This is a genomic window from Lysobacterales bacterium (assembly GCA_016721845.1).
GTDB lineage: Bacteria > Pseudomonadota > Gammaproteobacteria > Xanthomonadales > Ahniellaceae > JADKHK01.
This window is the reverse complement of the sequence record JADKHK010000003.1, coordinates 1-19,596: the sequence shown is the minus strand read 5'-3', so window position 1 is coordinate 19,596 and position 19,596 is coordinate 1. Positions and strand designations below refer to the sequence as shown.

Annotated in this window: 21 protein-coding genes; 13 read left to right on the top strand and 8 right to left on the bottom strand. The window is 59.7% G+C overall.

What is annotated here, in order from left to right; translation table 11 throughout:
- Positions 1-70: 70 nt before the first annotated feature.
- A complete protein-coding gene (locus tag IPP28_00395; GenBank protein ID MBL0039522.1) occupies positions 71-1,711 on the bottom strand; it encodes a hypothetical protein in 1,641 nt (546 codons plus the stop codon).
- Here IPP28_00395 and IPP28_00390 point away from each other — a divergent pair.
- The 6 genes from IPP28_00390 (at position 1,710) to IPP28_00365 (ending at position 5,457) form a co-directional block, all read left to right on the top strand.
- The gene (locus tag IPP28_00390; protein ID MBL0039521.1) at positions 1,710-2,288 is read left to right on the top strand and encodes a hypothetical protein; all 579 of its coding nucleotides are present in this window, start codon (positions 1,710-1,712) and stop codon (positions 2,286-2,288) included. The two genes, IPP28_00395 and IPP28_00390, sit on opposite strands and share 2 nt — an antisense overlap.
- Positions 2,289-2,581: 293 nt before the next feature.
- Positions 2,582-2,917, top strand: coding sequence for a DUF4145 domain-containing protein (locus IPP28_00385; GenBank protein MBL0039520.1), 336 nt, complete (start codon positions 2,582-2,584; stop codon positions 2,915-2,917).
- 7 nt (positions 2,918-2,924) lie between these two features.
- Positions 2,925-3,410: a hypothetical protein gene (locus IPP28_00380; protein MBL0039519.1), complete on the top strand. Its 486-nt coding sequence runs from the start codon at positions 2,925-2,927 to the stop codon at positions 3,408-3,410.
- Positions 3,411-3,524: 114 nt separating this feature from the next.
- Positions 3,525-4,169, top strand: a complete 645-nt coding sequence (locus IPP28_00375) for an AAA family ATPase (GenBank protein ID MBL0039518.1) — start codon at positions 3,525-3,527, stop codon at positions 4,167-4,169.
- A 453-nt stretch (positions 4,170-4,622) separates the two neighbouring features.
- Positions 4,623-4,955: an ATP-binding domain-containing protein gene (locus tag IPP28_00370; GenBank protein MBL0039517.1), complete on the top strand. Its 333-nt coding sequence runs from the start codon at positions 4,623-4,625 to the stop codon at positions 4,953-4,955.
- A gap of 130 nt (positions 4,956-5,085) precedes the next feature.
- A complete protein-coding gene (locus IPP28_00365; GenBank protein MBL0039516.1) occupies positions 5,086-5,457 on the top strand; it encodes a hypothetical protein in 372 nt (123 codons plus the stop codon).
- Here IPP28_00365 and IPP28_00360 read toward each other — a convergent pair.
- The 7 genes from IPP28_00360 to IPP28_00330 all read right to left on the bottom strand — a co-directional run bounded on the left by IPP28_00360 (position 5,454) and on the right by IPP28_00330 (position 9,815).
- Entirely contained in the window at positions 5,454-5,651 is a 198-nt protein-coding gene (locus IPP28_00360) for a hypothetical protein (GenBank protein MBL0039515.1), read from the bottom strand. The genes IPP28_00365 and IPP28_00360 overlap by 4 nt on opposite strands.
- 68 nt (positions 5,652-5,719) lie before the next feature.
- A complete protein-coding gene (locus IPP28_00355; protein MBL0039514.1) occupies positions 5,720-6,238 on the bottom strand; it encodes a hypothetical protein in 519 nt (172 codons plus the stop codon).
- A gap of 594 nt (positions 6,239-6,832) precedes the next feature.
- On the bottom strand, positions 6,833-7,117 hold the full coding sequence (locus IPP28_00350; protein ID MBL0039513.1) for a hypothetical protein: 285 nt from the start codon (positions 7,115-7,117) through the stop codon (positions 6,833-6,835).
- Between the two features lie 695 nt (positions 7,118-7,812).
- Positions 7,813-8,091, bottom strand: coding sequence for a hypothetical protein (locus IPP28_00345; protein MBL0039512.1), 279 nt, complete (start codon positions 8,089-8,091; stop codon positions 7,813-7,815).
- A gap of 154 nt (positions 8,092-8,245) precedes the next feature.
- Positions 8,246-8,455, bottom strand: coding sequence for a hypothetical protein (locus tag IPP28_00340; protein ID MBL0039511.1), 210 nt, complete (start codon positions 8,453-8,455; stop codon positions 8,246-8,248).
- A complete protein-coding gene (locus IPP28_00335; protein ID MBL0039510.1) occupies positions 8,404-9,498 on the bottom strand; it encodes a type II toxin-antitoxin system HipA family toxin in 1,095 nt (364 codons plus the stop codon). Before IPP28_00335 ends, IPP28_00340 begins: the two co-directional genes overlap by 52 nt.
- Positions 9,495-9,815: a helix-turn-helix domain-containing protein gene (locus IPP28_00330; protein MBL0039509.1), complete on the bottom strand. Its 321-nt coding sequence runs from the start codon at positions 9,813-9,815 to the stop codon at positions 9,495-9,497. The genes IPP28_00335 and IPP28_00330 overlap by 4 nt, the downstream gene beginning before the upstream one ends.
- A 228-nt stretch (positions 9,816-10,043) precedes the next feature.
- Here IPP28_00330 and IPP28_00325 point away from each other — a divergent pair, with 228 nt between their 5' ends.
- The 7 genes from IPP28_00325 to IPP28_00295 all read left to right on the top strand — a co-directional run.
- Positions 10,044-10,460, top strand: a complete 417-nt coding sequence (locus IPP28_00325) for a MerR family transcriptional regulator (protein MBL0039508.1) — start codon at positions 10,044-10,046, stop codon at positions 10,458-10,460.
- 4 nt (positions 10,461-10,464) lie between these two features.
- Entirely contained in the window at positions 10,465-12,690 is a 2,226-nt protein-coding gene (locus tag IPP28_00320) for a VWA domain-containing protein (GenBank protein MBL0039507.1), read from the top strand.
- Positions 12,691-13,023: 333 nt separating this feature from the next.
- Positions 13,024-13,674, top strand: coding sequence for a hypothetical protein (locus IPP28_00315; GenBank protein ID MBL0039506.1), 651 nt, complete (start codon positions 13,024-13,026; stop codon positions 13,672-13,674).
- A 7-nt stretch (positions 13,675-13,681) separates the two neighbouring features.
- Positions 13,682-14,662: a hypothetical protein gene (locus IPP28_00310; GenBank protein MBL0039505.1), complete on the top strand. Its 981-nt coding sequence runs from the start codon at positions 13,682-13,684 to the stop codon at positions 14,660-14,662.
- A gap of 432 nt (positions 14,663-15,094) precedes the next feature.
- Positions 15,095-15,616 (top strand): hypothetical protein, encoded by a 522-nt coding sequence (locus IPP28_00305; protein MBL0039504.1) that lies wholly within the window; start codon positions 15,095-15,097, stop codon positions 15,614-15,616.
- 395 nt (positions 15,617-16,011) lie between these two features.
- The gene (locus IPP28_00300; GenBank protein MBL0039503.1) at positions 16,012-17,838 is read left to right on the top strand and encodes a DEAD/DEAH box helicase; all 1,827 of its coding nucleotides are present in this window, start codon (positions 16,012-16,014) and stop codon (positions 17,836-17,838) included.
- Positions 17,839-18,940: 1,102 nt separating this feature from the next.
- On the top strand, positions 18,941-19,596 hold a 656-nt coding region (locus IPP28_00295; protein ID MBL0039502.1), incomplete at its 3' end, for a helicase.

The following is a 19,596-nucleotide window of genomic DNA, read 5'->3' as shown; positions in this document are numbered from 1 at the left end:
CCAACGGATCTTCATCGTTGGAACGCCGGGGCGTGACTGGCCCATCGTCGACCGGTGCCGCGCCCGGCCATCACCAACCCAAGGCATTGCCCCATGCATGTAGCCCATGCTTCGCGATCGCCGACTTCAGCGCCGCATCGATGCGGATGCCGGGCATGGTGAGCGCGTCCTCGACAGCGCCGCAGGGGATCGCGGCGGCGACTTCGCTCCACTGCTTGCACTCGGCCGCCACCTCGCCGCCCGCATCCAGAACGACATAGCCATCGTCCGTCGGTTCGATGGCGAAGTTCATCGGCCGGTAAAAGGCGATGTCCGTGACTGCGGCACCCAAAGGCTTCAGAAGTCGGGAGGCTTCTCGCGGAATCGTGCGATCGTACAGTTCGCGCAGGCCGCGTTCGCCCAATTTGTCCCAGCGTTTTGCCTGCTCACGTCCGGTGGTCCACGCGATCGCCTCGAACCCCTGGTCCACGGCATGCATGAGCATCAACTTGAGGGCCAACGCTGGCCATTCGTCGAGCCAGGGCGGTACCAGTGTCGACGCGTCGCCGTCCTTGAGATTACGGCGCGCCGTTTGCGCCCAGTCGCTCTGGATTTCCTGAAGGAACAGCACGCGCTCACCCTGCAACCCCTCCCGCAGGTCACCGCGCACATGCAGCAGGATGTTCCGGTGCGGGAAGTGCGATGTGAAGTAGCTCGCTGCAAACCACGGCAACGTGACCAGCCATTCGCGATACCGCGCACCGCCGGTCAGACGATGGTGTGACCAACGTCCCATCGTCGACAGCTTCGGGTAAATCTCGCCGGCATGGCGTTGCGCTGCCTTGAGCGCCTGGTCACGGCTCAGGAAGTGACCGCGCGGCGCGGCGCGGGTGCGGATCAGTTCACCGCGATGGTCGTAGATCATCCAGATCTCCATCGCGCCGAATAGGTCGTCCCAGCATCGACGTTCCATCGAATAGCCGAGGAACGGATCGCGCAAGACCTCGACCACCTGCTTCAGGCGTCGCGACCGCGCCCGCGGCAATCGCGGCCAATAGATGGAATCGACCGGCCTCAGGTCGAGCTGGGCGTTACCTTGCACCGTCACTGGAATCACGCTCAGCCGTAACGATCGCGCATCGATTCCCGCGAGCAGCTCGTTGCCACGGATTCGTGCGCTCTTTGGGAAAGCCGCTAGGAGATCGTCGAGCCGTAGCCACTCGACTTCATCTCGGCGCAGGCCAGGCAGGTTGCGCAGACGACCCGCCCACTGCGCGGGCGGCATCACGTCGTTGCGGTGCGCGTGCAACCAGTCGAGCAATGCCGAACGCAGGCTGAGCAACCGGAACGGCGCATCCGTATCGGTCGGCAGAAAACGCTCCGGCCGGTTGCGCAAACCGCGCCGCGCCCGTCGTTCTTGGAGCCGGCCACGGACGCCGTCGATCCACGTCTGAAGTGTCGGAGTCTTCGCAAGACATTCGGTCAGCGATCGACGCATCACGTCCGGCGAGTCTTCGCCCTGCAACTCTGCGAGCGTGAAGCCGGCCAGATATTCCTGACCGAGTTCTAAGCGCACCACGTCGATGACGGCAGTCGGATCCCGTGTGCCGTCGATGTCGGCCGGGAACGGCCAAACCTGCCGGTACACCACGTGCTCGTAAATGCGTCGCATCGACAAGGCGTAGGCGGTGCCTTCAATGCGCAGGGTCCACGTGTTGTAGGAAGTCGCCATGCGCCAAGGATGCATGGCTTTGTCTCAGCGCGTGAGCAGCCGAAAGATCGGATCTAGCTCGTGGGCGAAAAGGTGGGGTATTGCCCAACCGCTGAGACTCGACGGCGATACCGTCGCGCCGATGAAGCCTCGCCTCCCCAATCCGTACAACGACCTCGCGCTCGACGCGCTCTACACCGTTGCGCAGAAGACCACGAGAGACCTTGCCGAGGTTCGTACGCGCATTCCCGTCGAGCGTGCCGAATTAGCTGCGCGCTGCCGCCACCTCTTGCTGGCGATTTCGGCACGCATTGCGCCAGGAACACAGACGCCGAACCAGCCCGAATACCGGCTGCGCCCGCACCAACTGACGGACGCGTTCTGGCAATGGATCGCCCATCAGACCCAGCGCGATTCGCGCCTCGAACACGTCAACGCTGTCCGCCGCCTGGTTATGTGCCGTGCAGCCGACTTCGCCGGCATCGTGGGCGAGATGCAAGTGCGGCGCTACATCCCCGACGACGCTCATTTGGACGCAGACCGGACTCGCGAAGTGCTTGAGCGATTGCAGGCAGCGGCGGAGCGAAGCGCGATGTAGGCACACGGACATGATGAGAGGAAAATTCTGGGCCGGCGTGTCGGTGACGTAAGTGCGCGGCGCAAGATTGATCGTCGTTCCGATATCGACCGCCCGGTTTGATTCGTTGGCGGACCACCGCGGGTGTTCAGAAGCTCGCCGAACAGGGTTCAAGCCGACCTTGTACGGAGGCGCATATGAGGCGTAGATTTTTGAGGCGCTGGCTGACACATGCCGATGAGAGCCGGCAGGTCAGACCAGTCGCTAAAAGACATTGCGAGGGGACTACACTCTCCGTACCGGGGACCCAAGCCATGACCTGTGGAACGACAGATGGGGAAGACCTTCTCGCCGAACTGGGGTTACTCGTCGGGCACGATCCCCCTCTACTGGAAATCGCCGCCTCGCCGGAGAATACGTTCTCAAAGGACCCAAACTCGACCCTCGTTAAGCTCCGCCAACTGGCGGAACACTTGGTCAGGTCCCTTGCAGCACAGGTCGGGCTCACGTCCGGTCGAGAAATGATTTTCGCCGACCTTATCGCGGCGGTCGCTCCTCGAATCCAGATGGACACCAAGGTCGTCCGTCTGCTTCACCACTTGCGGGTGAAGGGCAACGATGCGGCGCATGAGCTAAGCAGAGTTTTCTGAAGTGACGTTGTCGATGCGCTCCGCTCCGGCACGAGAGTTTCCGTATCTGGTACCACCGAGCACTTCGGAAACCCCGGCCCGACTTCCGCCTGGCCCGCCCATCGCCTCGCGCGACTGGCACGACGAGGAACGCACGCTCAGGATTGAAATTGACCGCCTGAAAGCTCTGCTGGACAAAGAGCGGGAATCTAGCGCCGTCAACACCGCGCTCATCGAATCTCTCAGGGAAGAGGAAGAAAAGGCCCGGTGCCTCCTCGAAGAGCGAAGTCGGGATGCCGACGCGTCCTTCGCCCTCGCCGAGGAGCAGAGCCGGGAAGTTGATCGGCTCAAGGCAAGCTTTGATGCGCGCCTCCGCGAGACTGCTGCTCTGAACCAGGCCAAGCAAGTTGACTATGACGCGCTTGCAATTCGTGCGCACGAGGCCGCTAGGCAGACAAGTGCGGAGTGGACACCACACATAACCCTGGCAGATGCTTTCTTGACGATCAGCTGACAGCTGACCAATCCGATCTCGTTGCAGAGCTTCAGGCCTTCTGAGGATTCGAGGCGGCGTTTTCCTGATGAACGGTTATGCCGGAACCGGAGCGACGTTCGCCGCGGGAAGTGGATGTCCAACTTCCTTTCCGCAACGGGACGAAAATGCGTTCTCGCCGCGCCGACTGGAAAGGCTGCAAGGGTCCTGACGCAGAAGTCAGGCCGGGTGGCCACGACCATCCACAAGAAGATCTACTCAACAAACGATGTCAAGGAGTACAAGGTCGAAGGCCTGGACGGGTCTGAGACTTACAAGTTCTATGCAGAGTTGAGAGTCAACGAGGATGCCGACAATACGGTGTACATCGTGGACGAGTCATCGATGGTGTCCGACGTCTATTCGGAAGGAGAGTTCTTCCGGTTTGGAACCGGGCGGCTACTAAGTGATCTGTTCAAGTACATCAACCTGGACCACAACGATCACGACAAGAAGCTGATATTCATTGGTGACCCCGCGCAGCTGCCGCCAATAGGCATGCCATTTTCCCCGGCCCTCAATCCAAGTTACCTCAGCAAGACGTTTGGCGTCCATCAGCCGCCCAGCTATGAACTCACGCAAGTAGTTCGGCAAGAATCGGGCAGTGGAATATTGCGTTCTGCCAGCGACGTCAGGGGTTCAACTACGAGATTTTCAGCCGGATTGCATCCCGAGGAAAGTTCGGACGTTCACCCCTGCGCGACAACCAGATCCTGTTTCAAGATAACTGGAAGCGAGTGAGCAGGGTCAGCGACAACGTAAATGATCATCGCGTGGTCTAACGCAGATGTCGCGTCGCTCAATGAACTTGTCCGAAGTCGACTTTTCCCCGATAGCTTCGCGTACGCGGGTGACAAGCTTGTCGTGGTCACCAACTGCGTTCTCGATGGGATCGCCCTCAACAACGGTGACCTTGTCTATGTCACGGAGGTTGGCTCGGAGCCCGAGATTCGTACCGTCCGATTGAAGTCAAAGAACCCGGATACCGGGCCGTCACCGAGATCGACATCAAGCTTGCGTTCCGGTGACATGCGGATCGGGTACCGCGACTCGAGCGGAACCGCTTACTACGCGAGAGTGAAGATCATCGAAACCCTTGCGTACAACGATCAGCGAATCTGAGTTCCGGACGAAAGCAAGGCGCTTTACATTGATTTCAGGATACGTAACCCGGGCTTGTCGAGGCATGGAAAGTTGCTGCGGGACGCGCTTCGGGCAGACGCTTATTTCAACGCCCTCCGAGTCAAATTTGGATATGCCCTGACCTGCCATAAGGCCCAAGGTAGCGAGTGGGAGAGTGCGTTCGTAAGCTGCAGGATGGGCGGCATGAGCATGTCCAGTGAGGCGTACTTTCGCTGGATTTACACGGCGATCACCCGCGCCAAGGGGAAGCTTCACCTGCTTGGTGCTCCGAGGTTCACTCCTTGGAGCGACATCGAAGAGCCTGCAGATCCTGCTCAAGTGCCTCGACCGAATGGTGACGAATGCGAGAAGCAAGACTTGTCGAACGCCTCGACGCTGCGGTAATTGAGCTCTCAGGGCGAATCCGCCGATTTCAAGGTGGATGGCATTGATCACCATGCGTACCAGGAAGCGGTGCACGTTTCGGACGGATGGGCTCAGCGAGAGTGAACATCTCCTACAACGGAGGGGCGTGGTGGGTAGCGTTATCCGATTCCTCGATCTGACCTTTGGAGTGGCGATCGCCGCACGTCTTTCCCCCCTTATTGGCCGTCGGTTTCTCCATGACAACGCGCCCGATCCCGCGCTGGGGAAGTTCGCCAGGGAAGTCTTCAACGAGTTCTTTCCAGTGTTTCGGGCAGCTGTAAATGCCGAGGGATTGGAAGTGATGAGTGTCGTGGAGGAGTCTTGGAATCTTCGCATCACTCTTTCGAACCCTAAGACTCAGGCCCAGGTGGCCATTTACAGCGACGGTAGGGGCCGAATCAAGAGTTCGAACTGGGTCGGAAAGCCACCCGGCGATCATTCTCTTGTTGATGCCTTTGGACGGGCGCTCAAGAGAATCTAAGTCACAGCATCGATGCGTATGGCGCGCCAGCTGAATTCTTTCTTCTTGTCATTCCAGGAATAAATACAGATCGCGGAGACTTCTACGACGTCCGGTGAAACGGTCTTCAAGATCGGCGGCGAGACGAACGCATCCTCCACGAAGGCAAAGGCGCCGTCTTTGACCGCTTCAAACGCCCCTGCACCTGACTCCACGTCCCCTGCCGGGAACGGCCCCGGTTGAACCGCATGGCCCTCGTACCGACCACTAATCCCATTGCGGGTTAGCTGCAGCTGAACTCCGTCCCCACGGCGATGGGCTCAGAAGGGCAGACATCGCGGTCGACAGTGATGTCGCTGATTTCCTTTCCAGCAAACACGTGCATTGACGATGCGGAAGATAAGGCTCGAGTCACGACCCCGACGCCGGGTAACGTTCGGTCCCAGCTCTGTCCGTCAGCGCGCGGCAGGATCTGGATGACCACTTCGTGCGGGTGGTTGTTCATGCGTCCTGTTATCAAGGACAGGGGCTCGCCTGGTTTCCATTTCGTCTTGCGTGAGTGCGGCCCGAGAATGCTCAGCGATTCGCCGTCTGAGTTCATGATCGCAAAGCGCGGTTTTGGGCGCGGCTTTCGATCCGGCTTCGAGGTACTGGGCGGAGGCACAAACAAGCCGAGGTAGTTGGCCGGCCGTGTTTCCACGTGGTCGAAGCACAGAGTCAGGGCCTCGCCAGAGTGCTGCGCGTAGTATCGCTTCGGCTCCTCGGCACCTTTCGGTTCCTGCTCGTACCAGCTTTCGCCCATCAGGGCCTCAAGCTCCTTTCCCAGACCCCAGCCTTGCGCTACACGCGCTGCGGCCGCGGTGGTTATCTCGATGCTGGCTTGAGCATACTCACATCGCTCCGCCAGGAGCTCTGCAAGCTCTCTACGGACCTTGACTACGAATTCCGCATCGGTGGGGCACTCGAGTGCACGACAAAAGCATGCGAGCGCGAGATCTGGATCGTCATGCACATGCAGCCTTCCGGCTTCGGCCCAGACCCAAAATTCGTTGCGTTTCGCCTTAATGACTGTCGATAGAACTTTGGCGGCCTCCGCGTGCCGCCCCAATCGTCGAAGGATCCCGGCGCTGTCCCACTCCAGCCATAACTGGTCGTCGCCCGATGCGCTGGCCGGCTCGCGTCCAGCCAGTTCAACACCTGCTCAAGACGCTCCTTTGGTTGCATCTGCGCGTCCCTTGGCCCATTTCGCGAGTGCTCGAGCGACAAGAACAACGAGGGCAGGATACTGGCCGCCCTCGAACTCATGAGGTTGCCAGTCTTCGCGTAGGTCCCCTACGCCCACCCATTCCGCAAACGCGGCGAACTCGGAAATTCCGGCGCAACTCGACAGAGCTGACTAAGCAGCACGGAACACGCCATGCCTCGCCGTCTGGTGAATCTTGGTGAACCTGATCAATGCCTCATCGATCTTCCGAATGTCTCCCTGCTGTGGACGCTTGTCTTCCTTGATCGCGAGCTGTGCCTTTTTCAGAGTCGGCTTGATCCCGTCGTAGATTGCCCACTCCAGTTGGGACCGAACTCGAAAATCCTTGGGGTCCTTTTCTAAAAGCTCGTAGGCCAATCGTTTCGCGGCCGGCACGTCCCCCTGCTTGCGCAATGTCTGTACATCTTTCCAGCTCATCTTTCCCCCAATCCTCGCCGCTAGGGATGGTGAGCGCCACCGCGCGAAGGTTGCCCAGCTAATACAGTAGCGCGCGCTTTAAGCCTCCTTCGGCCTTGATCGCGCCGATTTGCTCGGTCAGGATCGAAGATGCTGCGCTTTCGATCTATTGATCACAGAGGAAGCATGACGATTCTATGGAAGGTTGCTTGCCAAGAAGACGTATATCCCGGCATGTGGCAACGTTGGTACAAAAATCAATGCGTTGCCAATGGCTGGGCTGCGGACTGGGGCTACAAGCTGGATGAAAGTCCGAAGGCGGAAAGGGTGGAGTGCCGCGCGCAATGCCCTGAAGGCGATGCAGCTTGGCGACTCCCGTGGTTGTTGGGTTGCGTGGACACCGAATTGGCCGACTGGGGCAAAATTACGGCTGGGCGAAGTCGGGATGAACATTGGGCGCCATTGTGCCGAAGGGGCCTGGCCTTCCTGATGGCGAAATGGGTCGGCGCATTCTCGTTCGCTGGGATCTCACCGTTGGCCCTGATAACGCAGACTTGGTAGTCCAGCTACCCACAGGGAAAACCCTTTCAAATGGCGAGCTTCGACCAACAGTGTCGCGCGTCAAGTCAATGTCGTTAGACGACGTGAAAGGACAAATGAATGACCAGTCGAACTGGGTCAACCTTCTCGGCAGCTTTCGATACGAGAGCGCGTTGTCAGATTTCATAGCGAACTACCCGAACCGACTCGAGGACGGACTTCTTCCCCATCCAAACTCGAAAATCAGAGAGCGTGTGTTCAAAGACAAAACTCGCCTCGACGTGCTCCTGATAGATAGGGAGGGACGAGCCGTCATCGTGGAATGCAAGCAACACGCTCCGACGCCTCATGACATCAAGCAGCTTCGTCATTACATGGCTGTGCTCCCACTCGACCGTGCAATTCGCTTGAATTGCGATCCCTGTTCTTAAATGCCGCGCGGACTTGGCGAACATGCACGGCGCCGCCCAATTCAAAGGTGTTGCCTAGCCAGCCGCTTGCCCATCTTGGGCCTATCGTGTGTCCCCTGGGCGCATCGCCACTTCGATGGTTTGCTGCGGCCGATTTCCGACCGTGGCGCAGCCACGTGTCAACTTGGACCGGCGAGACTTACCGGTCCGGATCGATAACCGTCTGCATCAATGCAATTTCGCCCAAAGGTGCGCCCAGCGCGCGTGCGCGTTTCTCCCAGCCACGCACCGCTGTGCACACCTGCCCCGCCACCATGTCCACGGACTTCTTGGGGATGCGGTAGTAGTCGGCGGTGGTCAGCAGCAGGCGCGAATCGGGCGATGTGTCCCGATCGTCGATGGCGAGCACGTGATGATCCTTGTCCGGTTCGGGTTGACGTCGAACGCCGGCGACAGCTGCCAGCCGTCGCCCACACGCAGGAAGCCGTGATTGCGCAGATGATCGTCGCGGTTGCCGATCAGGATGTTGAAGAGGACGCGCCGGAACAGCTGTTCAAGTTCGCGCGCAATTTGCGTCGAGGTGCCGCTGGTCTCGATGGCCCGCACGAGGTCCAGGTAACTGCAGCCTCGCTCTCGGCGACGTCCAGTCGCGTCAGCCGACGAGAACATGCGGCGCGACGTCGGGGTGCGATCGAAACGCTGCACCGCGTATGTGTGGCCACGATCCGAGAGTTGCATCAGCTTTGCCTCGGGCATGTCGATGCCGGCGTCGCGTGAGAGTTGGTAGGTGAGGTACTCCCACAGGCCCACGTCGATTCGGTCATCCAGGGAAGGAAACTTGGCGAGCCACAGCTGTCCCGATGGATCACGGAAGCTGGCTTTCGGTCGTGCGCCGCCGAGTGACGCGCCGGGCGCCACGATCTGCTTGATCCAGCGGACCATCTCAGCCGGACAGATCGGCGTCGCCGCGCTCGATGTGAGCGGCGATCGCTTCAAGCTGGCGCAGCTCGGTGGTCGGCGGGACGCTGAGCGGGCGATCGTCCACGTAATGATTGGACTGCGCATCCACGAGACGCAGCGCGCCCATGCGGGACGCGTCATGGACGCCGACCAGATAACCCGTGCGCGCAGGTTGCGCACCTTGCGCCCGGCTTCGCGCGCCTCGATCGCCTCACGACGATCCATCAGGCGTTGGCCCCAACGATCCGGCGCACCATCCTGGAAGATGCCCGACAGCGCGCTGGCACCTGCTTTCGCATAATGCGGCCCGGCGCCCAAGTGGAGCGCGTGATCCAGCGGGAACGCCGCCACCGGGCCGGCACCCGCCAGCCAACCGGCGTCGTATTCGAAGCTGATCGTGTCGCCGGTCCTGTTCGCCGTCTTCGTCAGGCGGCCGATCAGGGCCGAGCCACCGAGGGATGCGTCATCGATCCAAACGTCCAGACGATTCACGACTTCGGCGTCCGCGGTCGGGCGTTGGTGCGCCGAAGTGCGTTGTCCTGTAATTCGCGACCCAAAACATCCTGCGCAGCGACCAAATCAATGTCACCAGCCAGACCCAGCACGGTCAGCGCGCGCAGCACGGTCGCCAGACTGGTCGACGGATCGCCGCTCTCCAATTTGGCCATCGTCGGGACGCTGACCCCGACGCGTTCCGCCAACACTTGTTGCGTCATTGAGCGGCGCATCCGGGCGGCGCGCAGGCGCTGCCCCAGCGCTTCGATCTGGCGCTGCATGCGGGGATGGGTGGGAGGGGTTCGCTTTGCCATACCAAATTAAATTACATCTCCCGCTTGCAAAAGCAAGTTTATTTTGGGTATTGATCGGAGAGTGGATCGATTCATTGCGCCCTCAAGGGACTTTGGCTACAGCGTCGTGCATCCACACACGACTACGCATACGAAAATGCCTTTGTCCGGCTGGCGACATCACTTCGAGCAGAAGCGATTTTAATAGACACTTGCACTGTCGTTAATGCTGGCGTATAAAGCCAGCCCATGGACGACACCCAATACACCCTGTTCGAACTCGAGGCCGCGACCGGCGTGCCGGCGCGGACGATCCGCTATTACATCCAGCGTGAGCTGGTGGATCGACCGTTCGGGGAGAAACGCGGCGCGTACTACTCGACGAAGCATGTCGAGCAGTTGCTGCGCATTCGCCGCTGGTCCGAAGACGGGCTGTCGCTGGAACGCATCGCGCGACTTCTCTCCTCCGACGCCGCACCGCCGAAGCTCGCGCCCGAGCCCGGGACAATCGCCGTGCGCACGCATGTGCACCTGCGCGCCGGCATCGAACTGGTCATCTCGCCCGATGAGATCGAACTCGACCAAGCTGAACTGCGGCAGTTGATCCGCAGCATCCTCGACGCGACCGACAAAGCCGTTGGTCCGTCCCCGAAACGCAAGGAGTAGGCCCATGGCTGTTGCATCTCCGTCCGTCGCCGCGCACACCCAGATTCTCGTGGGTCCCGGCTTGTCCCCGCTGGAAGGCGCCCGCATCGACGTCGCGATCGACGATCTGCTCGCCGCATACACACTGACGCAGCGCTTTCGCAATGCGTCTTCTACCGATATCGAAGCTGTGTTTACGTTCCCGATTCCGGTCGACGCCGTGTTCCTCGGCTTGTCAGCGACGCTGGGTGAACGCGAACTTGAAGGTCGCGTCGTCGAGAAACAGCAGGCGAACCGCGAATACGAAGAAGCCATCGCCGCAGGTGACAGCGCGATCCTGGTCGAACGCACCCACGACGGCATGCTCACCGCGAACATCGGCAACCTGCGTCCCGGCGAGACCATCTCGGTGCGCCTGAAGTTCGCCGAGTGGCTGGCGTTCAACGGCAACGACGTCCGCTTTCGCATGCCGACGGCCATCGCACCCCGTTATGGCACGCCCGACATGTCGCCGCGCGACCAACCAGTCACCGACCTGCTCGCGCAATACCAGTTCGCGGCCGAGGTGCGCGTGCGCGGTCTGCTCGCGAAGTCGCAACTCGCATCGCCCTCGCATCTGTTGGTGATGGGCCAGAATGGCGACGCGACGGTGCTCACACTGAAGTCCGCGTGGATGGATCGCGACTTCCTGCTCGATGCGCGTTTCGACGACGTCGATCGTTGCAGCGCCGTCGCCGACCGGGATCACGACGGCGACATCGTGTCGGTCGCGATCGCGGCGGATTTCGAGGGCACGGACGAACAGCTGGACGTCGCACTGGTCGTCGACTGCAGCGGATCGATGGGCGGCACGTCGATTGCGCAAGCGCGCAGCGCCATGAAGCAGATTGTCGCCGGACTGCAAGAGACCGACCGCGTCGAACTGATTCGTTTTGGATCCAGCCACGCCGCCGCATTCGGCGCGATGCGCGAACTGACGCGCGATACACGCAGCCTGCTCGAGCAATACATCACCGCTACCGACGCAAATCTGGGTGGCACCGAAACCGTCCCGGCCCTGCAGGCCGCCGCGACGATTCTTGAGCGGACGAATCGCAAGGATGAGCGCACGCGCATCATCTTCCTGATCACCGACGGCGCCATTCATTCCACGCAGATCGACGCGCTGACGGCACGCTGCCGCGCGTCCGGCATCCGCATCTTCGTGGTCGGCGTCGGACTCGCAGGTGGCGTCGACGTCTTCCAGGCCTTCGCCAAGGCGACCGGTGGCGCGGCCGAAATCGTGCATCCGAACGAGGACATGGCCACGCGTGTCGTGCGCCACTTCCAGCGCGTGCGCAAGGGCGCCGGCAAGATCATCGGCATCCAGTGGCCGGGCACGCCGACGTGGACGCATGTGCCGCAGCAGTTCTACTCCGGCGACACGATCCGCATCTTCGCCCGATTCGACCAGAAGGTCGAAGGCGCAGTCGACGTGCAGTGGCAGGCTGGCCAACCGGGACGCGTTTCGCTGCCGATCCGTCATGGCAACGCCGAAGCCTCGGTGTCGACCCTGTCGCGCATGGCCGCGTCGCATCGGTTTGCTGAGAGCCGCGGCGGCGAACGTGTCCAGATCGCGCTCGACTACCAACTGCTCACCGATGTCACCTCGGCGATCCCTGGTGCGGTGCGTGCCGAAAGCGACAAGGCCGGCGATACACCGGAGGTCGTTCGGGTACCGCAGATGATGGCGGCGGGCTGGGGCGGAATGGTTGCGGACGCCTGCGAACTCGGATCGTTCAGCGCCTGCGCCCGATTGCGGCGCGCGCCACAAGCGCGCGCGTCTCGTGCATTGAAGCCGCTTGCTTTGGAGGACTACCTCGATGTCTCGAGTTTCCTGCGCAGAAAATCGAAACCATCCGCAGTGAAGTGGAGCGCGCAGGAGTTCGCAGCGTTCCTGCAATGGTTGTTCGCTGAATTGGATGCGATCGTGAAGGCAGGCGGCGATGTCTACGATGCAGTTTCTGCGGCGATCCTGCGCTGGAAGCGTGTACGCGGCGCGCATCAGACGATCCTTCACGCGATCAGCGGGCACGCATCGGGACCCAGCGAATGGCTTGCGTTGGTCGAGGCACTGGCCATCGCCAGTAACCGCCCGGCGTCGGAATTGGCTGGCCTCAAGCGCATGATCCAGATGGAGCCGCGCTTGCTTGCAACTCCGATCGATCTGACGACAGCGCAAAAGACTGCGGCCACCATCATGTCGTCGTGATGGACAGAGCGATTGCGCAAACGCAGACCAATCAGGCGTGAGGCAGAACCGGATTCTCGATCGCGCCATAGTCGAGCGTGTGCGCGTCGAGCATAAGGATCAGCACCAACGGCACGATGTCGCCAGGGAGGGCGGCCACCGGCTGCCGGAGTCGGTCTTGAACGTCTCGCCTGACAAAGCGGAAGCGAACTACTATCGACCGCAAGTCAGTCCGGAAGCAAACGTGGCCGCATAGCTCACATCAAATTGCCTTCGGAGAGTCCAAGCTTTCTGTTCACGGATCTCATTGGGTCGAATAGAGCACAGAGAAGTTCGTGCTTGAGGGAGGGTGTCATGGTGTCCCAAGCAACACTTTGGCTTGCGCAGTTCTTCTTTGATCGGAGAATCAGAGAACCTTCGGGAGGAGCGCTGTATGCGTATCGTGTTTCGGAAGAAGAATTCGCGGAACTCAAAGTAGTCTTGCGGACTGAAGGAAGAAACTGGCGAAATCCTGGATCCTTTAAACACTGGGCTGGTTGCTACGCGATCTACATTGCGGAGTCCTATCGACGCAATCACGATCCGGAGCAAGGCTGGACTTGGGAACAATTCGATCGGCCACTCGGGCTCGAGATTTTGCCGACCGACAAGGGCGAGATCACCCTCGCCGGACTGAAGTATTGGAAGCGGCCGGTTCGTCGATACGAACGAGGAAATGACTATCTGGGTTCCTTGTTCGCAGAGGGCGGCCTACCTTGGGCCCTATTGAGATCGCCGGTTCATGGATTCGGCCGCGCGGTAAGAAGTGGCATTCTCCACTTCTATGAAGACAATGAAAGCAACCGGTCGGTTGCCGGTCGGATGACAGAGTTTCAAGAATATTTCCTCGTTCGTTTCGGTCCGAGGAAGTGTGCTTACTTCTTGCGGGCATCGTCGGGCAAAGTTAATTGCGATCGTCGAACACTGTCGGCTCCGCGAGGGCGCGGATCCGCTCGAAACGCTTGATAAGGAGATGCAGACATGGCGCAGCGATTTTCCAATCCCACTTGACGACGCCAATGCGGGTCAAGTCATCAGTGAATGGCTGCGTGAAGCCGACCGCGGAAGGCGCGACCAGGAACGAAGACTGCTTGATCGGCCAAGCACCTGCGCACATCGCTTGACGGGAGATGCAACCAGTCTTCGTGAAGTCGTTTCAATCATCGAAATTCAACGGCAAATTTCCTTTCCCATCCCTGCACTTGGCCTATCGAGTACTCGGCTCGAACTCACCTGTTTTGAAAGCGAACGCCTTGTTCAACAGGTTGGCGTTGTGTATGCCGAGTGCGTCGATGGCCAGGTTCGCTTCAAGAGTCCTAAGGCGCGAATCGAGGTGCGCCGAAGCGATGTGAGTCTCTCGCTCAGCCTCAGAGTGCTTGACGCAGGTGCGACAGTCCTTGCCATTTCCCTCACTGGTTCGGCAATTGTCGGCTCAGAGTCTCCCGTCACTTTTGAGCTCGGCGGTGAGGGCGTCTGGTCGTACCTCGCGTCGGACTCTTGCAATACCCGCTCGGAACGCGTGCGAGTTCGGTTGCCAGCAGATTGGGCCATCGAATCCGGACATGGCGAGGTTGTTGCGACTGACGAGAGTGCTTCATGGATTGAGGTCAGCTCAAATGTGACCTTCACCGCAAATGAAGAGCGCGTCAGGATTGGATTTTCTGAAGTCGATTCCTGCCAATACAGACTTTCCGGAACCGTCTCTTTGACGGCGACGCGGCCTGAACAGACGTATCTTGGATGGCCGCGCATCTTGCGTGATGACTCTGGTAGCCGTGCCGCGCAAGATGTTCAACATGTCGTCAACGGACAACGTCGTGCGCTTAGCGGGGGGTTAGTCTGCGGTGCTGTGCAGTATCGCTTGTGTGACACCGCTGGCCATCTACCTGGAATGGAGCGCTGCTATTTGGGGGTACCGACAGCGCGACAACGTTTCGTGTCGTCCTCACTTTGATTGGCGAAAAGGGTGCTACGCCCACGCAGTATTCCAATATTCGTGTCGCCGACGAGCCAGTTCGGCTCCGCCTCAACAGCTATGCCGAGGATATCGCGTCACTGTTTGCCGCGTCGCCGAACCAGGACGGTCAGGTGAGATTGTCTATCGAATCGGGCATCCCGCACGTCGCATTTCAAGTCGCTCGATACAAGTATCGGGCGATGCCTGCGCAGCAAGTTGGGCACATCATAGTTTCTGAAACCGATCACGTGACGCGGGAAAGCGACGTTGCTGTTGCGGCAATGTGCATACCTACTCCCGACGCGTCTCCCCTAGAGTTCCGGGAAGACTTTTCACTCGATACGGGTGTTTATAGTGTTCCTAAGCAACTTGAGAACGATGGGCCTTGGATTGTCTTCGCTCCCGTGAATCGCGAATCGGTTTCGTCCGTTGTTCATTCGTGGAAATCCAGAACGTCGGACCATCGACGAAGTCGGGCCACTTGGCGAAGCGATCCGACAATTTCATCCGGTCAATCGTCCTACGTTGATCGCCGAGCAAATTTCCGAAATGGGGTCCGATGTCAATCACCCCGGGTGGGACTATCTGCGAAAGCTAAAGGACGGTTATTCGCATCTACCGCTTTCGGTTTTCGAGTTCTGGAAGGCAGTCGCCGGCGATGCGCGCTGCCTCGCGCTCGCGGTGCTTCGAGCAGATCTGCCCTGGATCTTTGTTTGCGCATTCAAACCGAGTTGGCTGTGGTCTGGGAGGCCATCCCCTATTGGTCACTGGCGAGATGCAGTAACGGCCTATACCCGGTGGCTAACCGAAATTGACCTGCCGCCGTTACTGGTCAAGCAGCTCACAGAAAACGCTGATCGAAAAATCAAGGCGCTCTGGCCGGGGCTTCTGCACCTTGGCGACTACCTCCAGGGGGCACTTTACCCAATGCTTCGCCGCTGCTTGTCCTAAAGCACTGGCATGACGATCTTCGACGTGACCACCATCTGGACGACCGCTGGCCCACACAATGTGGCGCCGAACTGCGGCGATGGGTGGATTCAACTGAACTGCCCGCTTCAGTAAAGGAGCTTGCGGTACAGAACCACGTGAGTGCGGTGACGTACGTGCCGATGTTCCTCGCATATGTGACTGCCGGCCGCACTTCGCTTGAACTGCCAGGTGTTTCGCCAGCATTTCTCAAACACGCCGTACGCTATGTCGCGAATTTTGACCGAATCAGGTGGTTCGCGCCTGTTCACGCGCTGATGACCTGTCATCTCGCCAGAAGCAACTGATCCAGGGGTGTCATGTCCTACTTTCACAGTTTGATCTCGCAGTCGTTGCAGCGATCCCGAGAATCAACAATGGGTCTGCTCGGCATCCGCCACTCCGAGTTGCGAGATCATGTTCGTCAACTGCTTGCGAACGAACCAGGCGGCACGGGCGACAGCCTGCTTGGCTCGCCGGTTTTCGAGCACACCTTTGGTTGGCAACAGGAGGACAAGCCGCTCAGCGATCTCGAAGGTGGGCTGCTATCGACGCGTCTGCTTGACGGGCTCTCGGCTTCAGGGCTTTACCAATTCAACAGAGAAACGAAGCCGTACAGCCATCAGTTGGTGGCCTGGCGTGCCCTGCTGGAAAAGGAGCCGCGGTCGGTTGTGATCACCAGCGGGACCGGCTCAGGTAAGACTGAGTGCTTCATGATTCCGATTCTCGAGGATCTTGTAAGTGACCGAGAGCAGACGGGCAAACTGGTAGGCGTCCGGGCGTTGTTTCTGTATCCCCTTAACGCGCTGATCAACTCTCAGCGAGAACGCCTGGACGCCTGGACGCGACCCTTTGATGGGGACATTCGTTTCTGCCTGTACAACGGAAATACGAAAGACCGGGCCGAAAGTGTAAGGAAGGACCAGAGCAATCGGCCGAACGAGATCTTGTCGCGAGAACTGCTCCGCCGGGAGCCAGCGCCGATCCTGATGACCAACGCGACGATGCTCGAATACATGATGATCCGGCAGATCGATAGCCCAATCATCGAGGCATCGCGTGAGGCCAAGTCTCTTCGCTGGATCGTGCTTGACGAAGCGCATACCTATGTCGGATCGCAGGCCGCGGAGCTTTCACTGTTGCTGCGTCGGGTCGTGCAGGCTTTTGGCAAGCGTCCAGAAGAGATTCGGTTCGTCGCGACATCGGCGACGATCGCTGACGGCGATGCAAGAGAGAAGTTGACGAAGTATCTCGCTGGATTAGCTGGTGTTCCGGAACACCAGGTAGTGGTCGTCGGCGGTAATAGAGCAGTCCCATCGCTAGCAGCAGGCAGACCGGGTGGCGAGGAGTCAATCGAGCACTTGCTGGCCATCGATCCCGGAAACGAGGCGTCGTCGGCGCGATACCAAGCACTCTCGAAGAATTACCTCGGCCGCTCTATTCGCGACTTTATCGTCGACAGGGGAACCCCGGCACTCCTGGATGAAATCGTCGCGCATGTTTCTGCCTCACTTGTTGGCGTGACCGATGCGGAGCGCAAGTTCGAGGTCTTGTCATGGATCGATTTGATGACGGGAACGGCCGACAAGGCAGGTGGCGATCATTTTCTGAAAGTCCGTGGCCATTTGTTCCAACGCGTGTTACAGGGGCTGTGGTCCTGTGTTGACCCCGACTGTCGGGTAAAGCCAGCGAGTTTGGGGTCATGGGCGTTCGGCAATGTTTATGCGACGCAGCGCGGATCGTGCGAGTGCGGCGCGCCGGTCTGTGAGCTTGCCTTTTGCAATGGATGTAAGGCGCCGCATTTGCTTGCGGAAGATGCAGGTGGCGTCCTTCGCCAAGTCTCGCCCGATGCTGGCGACGAATTTGCAATCATCGAGGACGTCGCGACCGACAGCGAAGAGGCAAATGGCGAAGCCGCAGCTGAGTTGGACAGCTCCCGCAGCGCCCTCTGTCTCGCGCCCCTGACTCAAGCAGGCGAGGGCTATGTGTTACAGCGGGTTGCGCGCGAAACCCACCGCATCGGACACGCAAGCGACCCCGGTGCGTTCTCGATCTCGATGTGCTTGAAGGCCGACGCGACCTGTTGGGAATGCGACGCAACATCCAGGAACGGCATGGATTTCCTTCGCGGCGTTCACCTAGGCGCCCCGTTCTATCTGGACCGGCATCGTGCCGACGGTGCTCGAGTTCTGCCCAGATCCTGAGAAGTCCGAGTTGAATGGCCGATCGCCTGAAGAGCTGCCCGGCCGTGGTCGCCGCGTGATCACGTTTACTGACAGCCGCCAAGGGACAGCACGACTGGCGGTGAGGATGCAGCAGGAAGCAGAGCGATCGCGTCTTCGCGGATTGGTTTTCGAGCTGGTCCGAAACGCACAAGCGAGCTCGGAGGCCAATTTCACACGCGCTGACAAGACGCCCGAAGAGCTTGATCGGGCAGCTCCAGACATTGCGCGACCTTGGAATGAATGAACAGGCTCTGATGCTTGAGCAACAAGCACTTGCCGTTCGATCCGGCGGGGACGCATCGCCTCGTAAGGAAGTTGAGTGGCGGACTGTCGCACAAAGGCTCAGCCGGCACCTCGGATTTGACATCGATTACCGACTACAACCGCCACGCAAACCCTCTGCTCTTCACGGACAATGCGGGAAGTATGGTGATGTCCGAACTCTTGCTAGCCAGAGAGTTCTACCGGCGCCCGAAGAATCAGAACAGCACTGAAACACTCGGGCTTCTCCGCGTCGGATATCGCGGACTGGGAGGATATTCAACATGCGCCGGCCAGTTGGACATCGCGAACTGCTGCTGATGCGGCTGGTAACCGGCGGCCACTGGATGTCGCCGATTGGCGAGACTTCCTGAAAGTTGCGCTGATTTCCCACGTGCGCGAGAACTCGTTCGTTAGCGTGCTACCGGCGATGCGCGATTGGATGGGCTCACGGTTTATGCCGAAAAAGCTGATGCCGCCGACGGCCGATGCTTGAAAGCAGCACGGTCAAGAAATGGCCCCATGTAAAACTCGGGCAAGCTTCACGCCTGATCAAGATTCTGGAGGTGCGGCAGATCTTGATCGAAAGCAACGCGACCAAGCTGACTTGATTGACGGGTGGTTGCAGGCGGCCTGACTGCGTTGGTCAACGCCAGGATTCTGGTGTCATCCGAAGGCACCTACGCACTGGATCGCGATGTCCTGACGTTTTCCCTGCCAACTCGGGCATGGCTATGTCCTGTGACCCGCCGATTGATCGACACGACTCTGCGGGGCGTAACGCCTACCTGCCGTCAAAGTTCGACGTCGAAGCCTACCGCTGCAGCCTGGTATCCCTGCCCAATACCGTACGCTTTGCCCCGTCGGGGAAGCAGAGTCCGTCGCCACCGTGGTGCGCAGACTTGTCTCCGCAGATCCGACAGTGGCGACGCTCCGACGCGACGGTCTCTGGACCGATCTTTGCGATCGCACGACCGAGGGTGGCTATTACTACCGCACGGCAGAACATTCCGCGCAGCAAGAGGCCAATCGGCTCCAGATGTACGAGGCGATGTTCAAGACCGGCCGCATCAATGCATTGAACTGCTCAACGACCATGGAAATGGGTGTCGACATCGGCGGTGTCACAGCGGTCGTGATGAACAACGTGCCTCCTCATCCTGCCAACTATCTGCAGCGAGCAGGCCGTGCCGGCCGGCGCCGGGAATCGCGCGCGATCGCCTACACCCTGTGCAAGGCAAACCCACGGGAAATGCGCGTCTTCCGGAATTCTACGTGGCCGTTCGTCACCAAGATCGCCGCGCCAACTGTCACTCTGAGCTCCGACCGTATTGTTGCCCGGCATGTGCATTCAATGCTTCTTGCGCAATTCCTGGTCGGATTGGATACAGAGGGCGATCGAACCAAGCTCAATCTGAAGTGGTTCTTCGGTGGTGACCCAGAGCCCATAGTCGACAAGTTCATCTTGTTTCTGGC

Bases quoted from the DNA above. Each gene is read 5' to 3' on its own strand.
- IPP28_00300 (MBL0039503.1), top strand. From the start codon at position 16,012: ATGGGTCTGCTCGGCATCCGCCACTCCGAGTTGCGAGATCATGTTCGT.
- IPP28_00375 (MBL0039518.1), top strand. From the start codon at position 3,525: ATGTCCAACTTCCTTTCCGCAACGGGACGAAAATGCGTTCTCGCCGCG.
- IPP28_00350 (MBL0039513.1), bottom strand. From the start codon at position 7,117: ATGAGCTGGAAAGATGTACAGACATTGCGCAAGCAGGGGGACGTGCCG.
- IPP28_00390 (MBL0039521.1), top strand. From the start codon at position 1,710: ATGCGCCAAGGATGCATGGCTTTGTCTCAGCGCGTGAGCAGCCGAAAG.
- IPP28_00355 (MBL0039514.1), bottom strand. From the start codon at position 6,238: ATGGGCGAAAGCTGGTACGAGCAGGAACCGAAAGGTGCCGAGGAGCCG.
- IPP28_00315 (MBL0039506.1), top strand. From the start codon at position 13,024: ATGGTGTCCCAAGCAACACTTTGGCTTGCGCAGTTCTTCTTTGATCGG.
- IPP28_00320 (MBL0039507.1), top strand. From the start codon at position 10,465: ATGGCTGTTGCATCTCCGTCCGTCGCCGCGCACACCCAGATTCTCGTG.
- IPP28_00310 (MBL0039505.1), top strand. From the start codon at position 13,682: ATGCAGACATGGCGCAGCGATTTTCCAATCCCACTTGACGACGCCAAT.
- IPP28_00385 (MBL0039520.1), top strand. From the start codon at position 2,582: ATGACCTGTGGAACGACAGATGGGGAAGACCTTCTCGCCGAACTGGGG.
- IPP28_00345 (MBL0039512.1), bottom strand. From the start codon at position 8,091: ATGTTCGCCAAGTCCGCGCGGCATTTAAGAACAGGGATCGCAATTCAA.
- IPP28_00330 (MBL0039509.1), bottom strand. From the start codon at position 9,815: ATGGCAAAGCGAACCCCTCCCACCCATCCCCGCATGCAGCGCCAGATC.
- IPP28_00325 (MBL0039508.1), top strand. From the start codon at position 10,044: ATGGACGACACCCAATACACCCTGTTCGAACTCGAGGCCGCGACCGGC.
- IPP28_00395 (MBL0039522.1), bottom strand. From the start codon at position 1,711: ATGGCGACTTCCTACAACACGTGGACCCTGCGCATTGAAGGCACCGCC.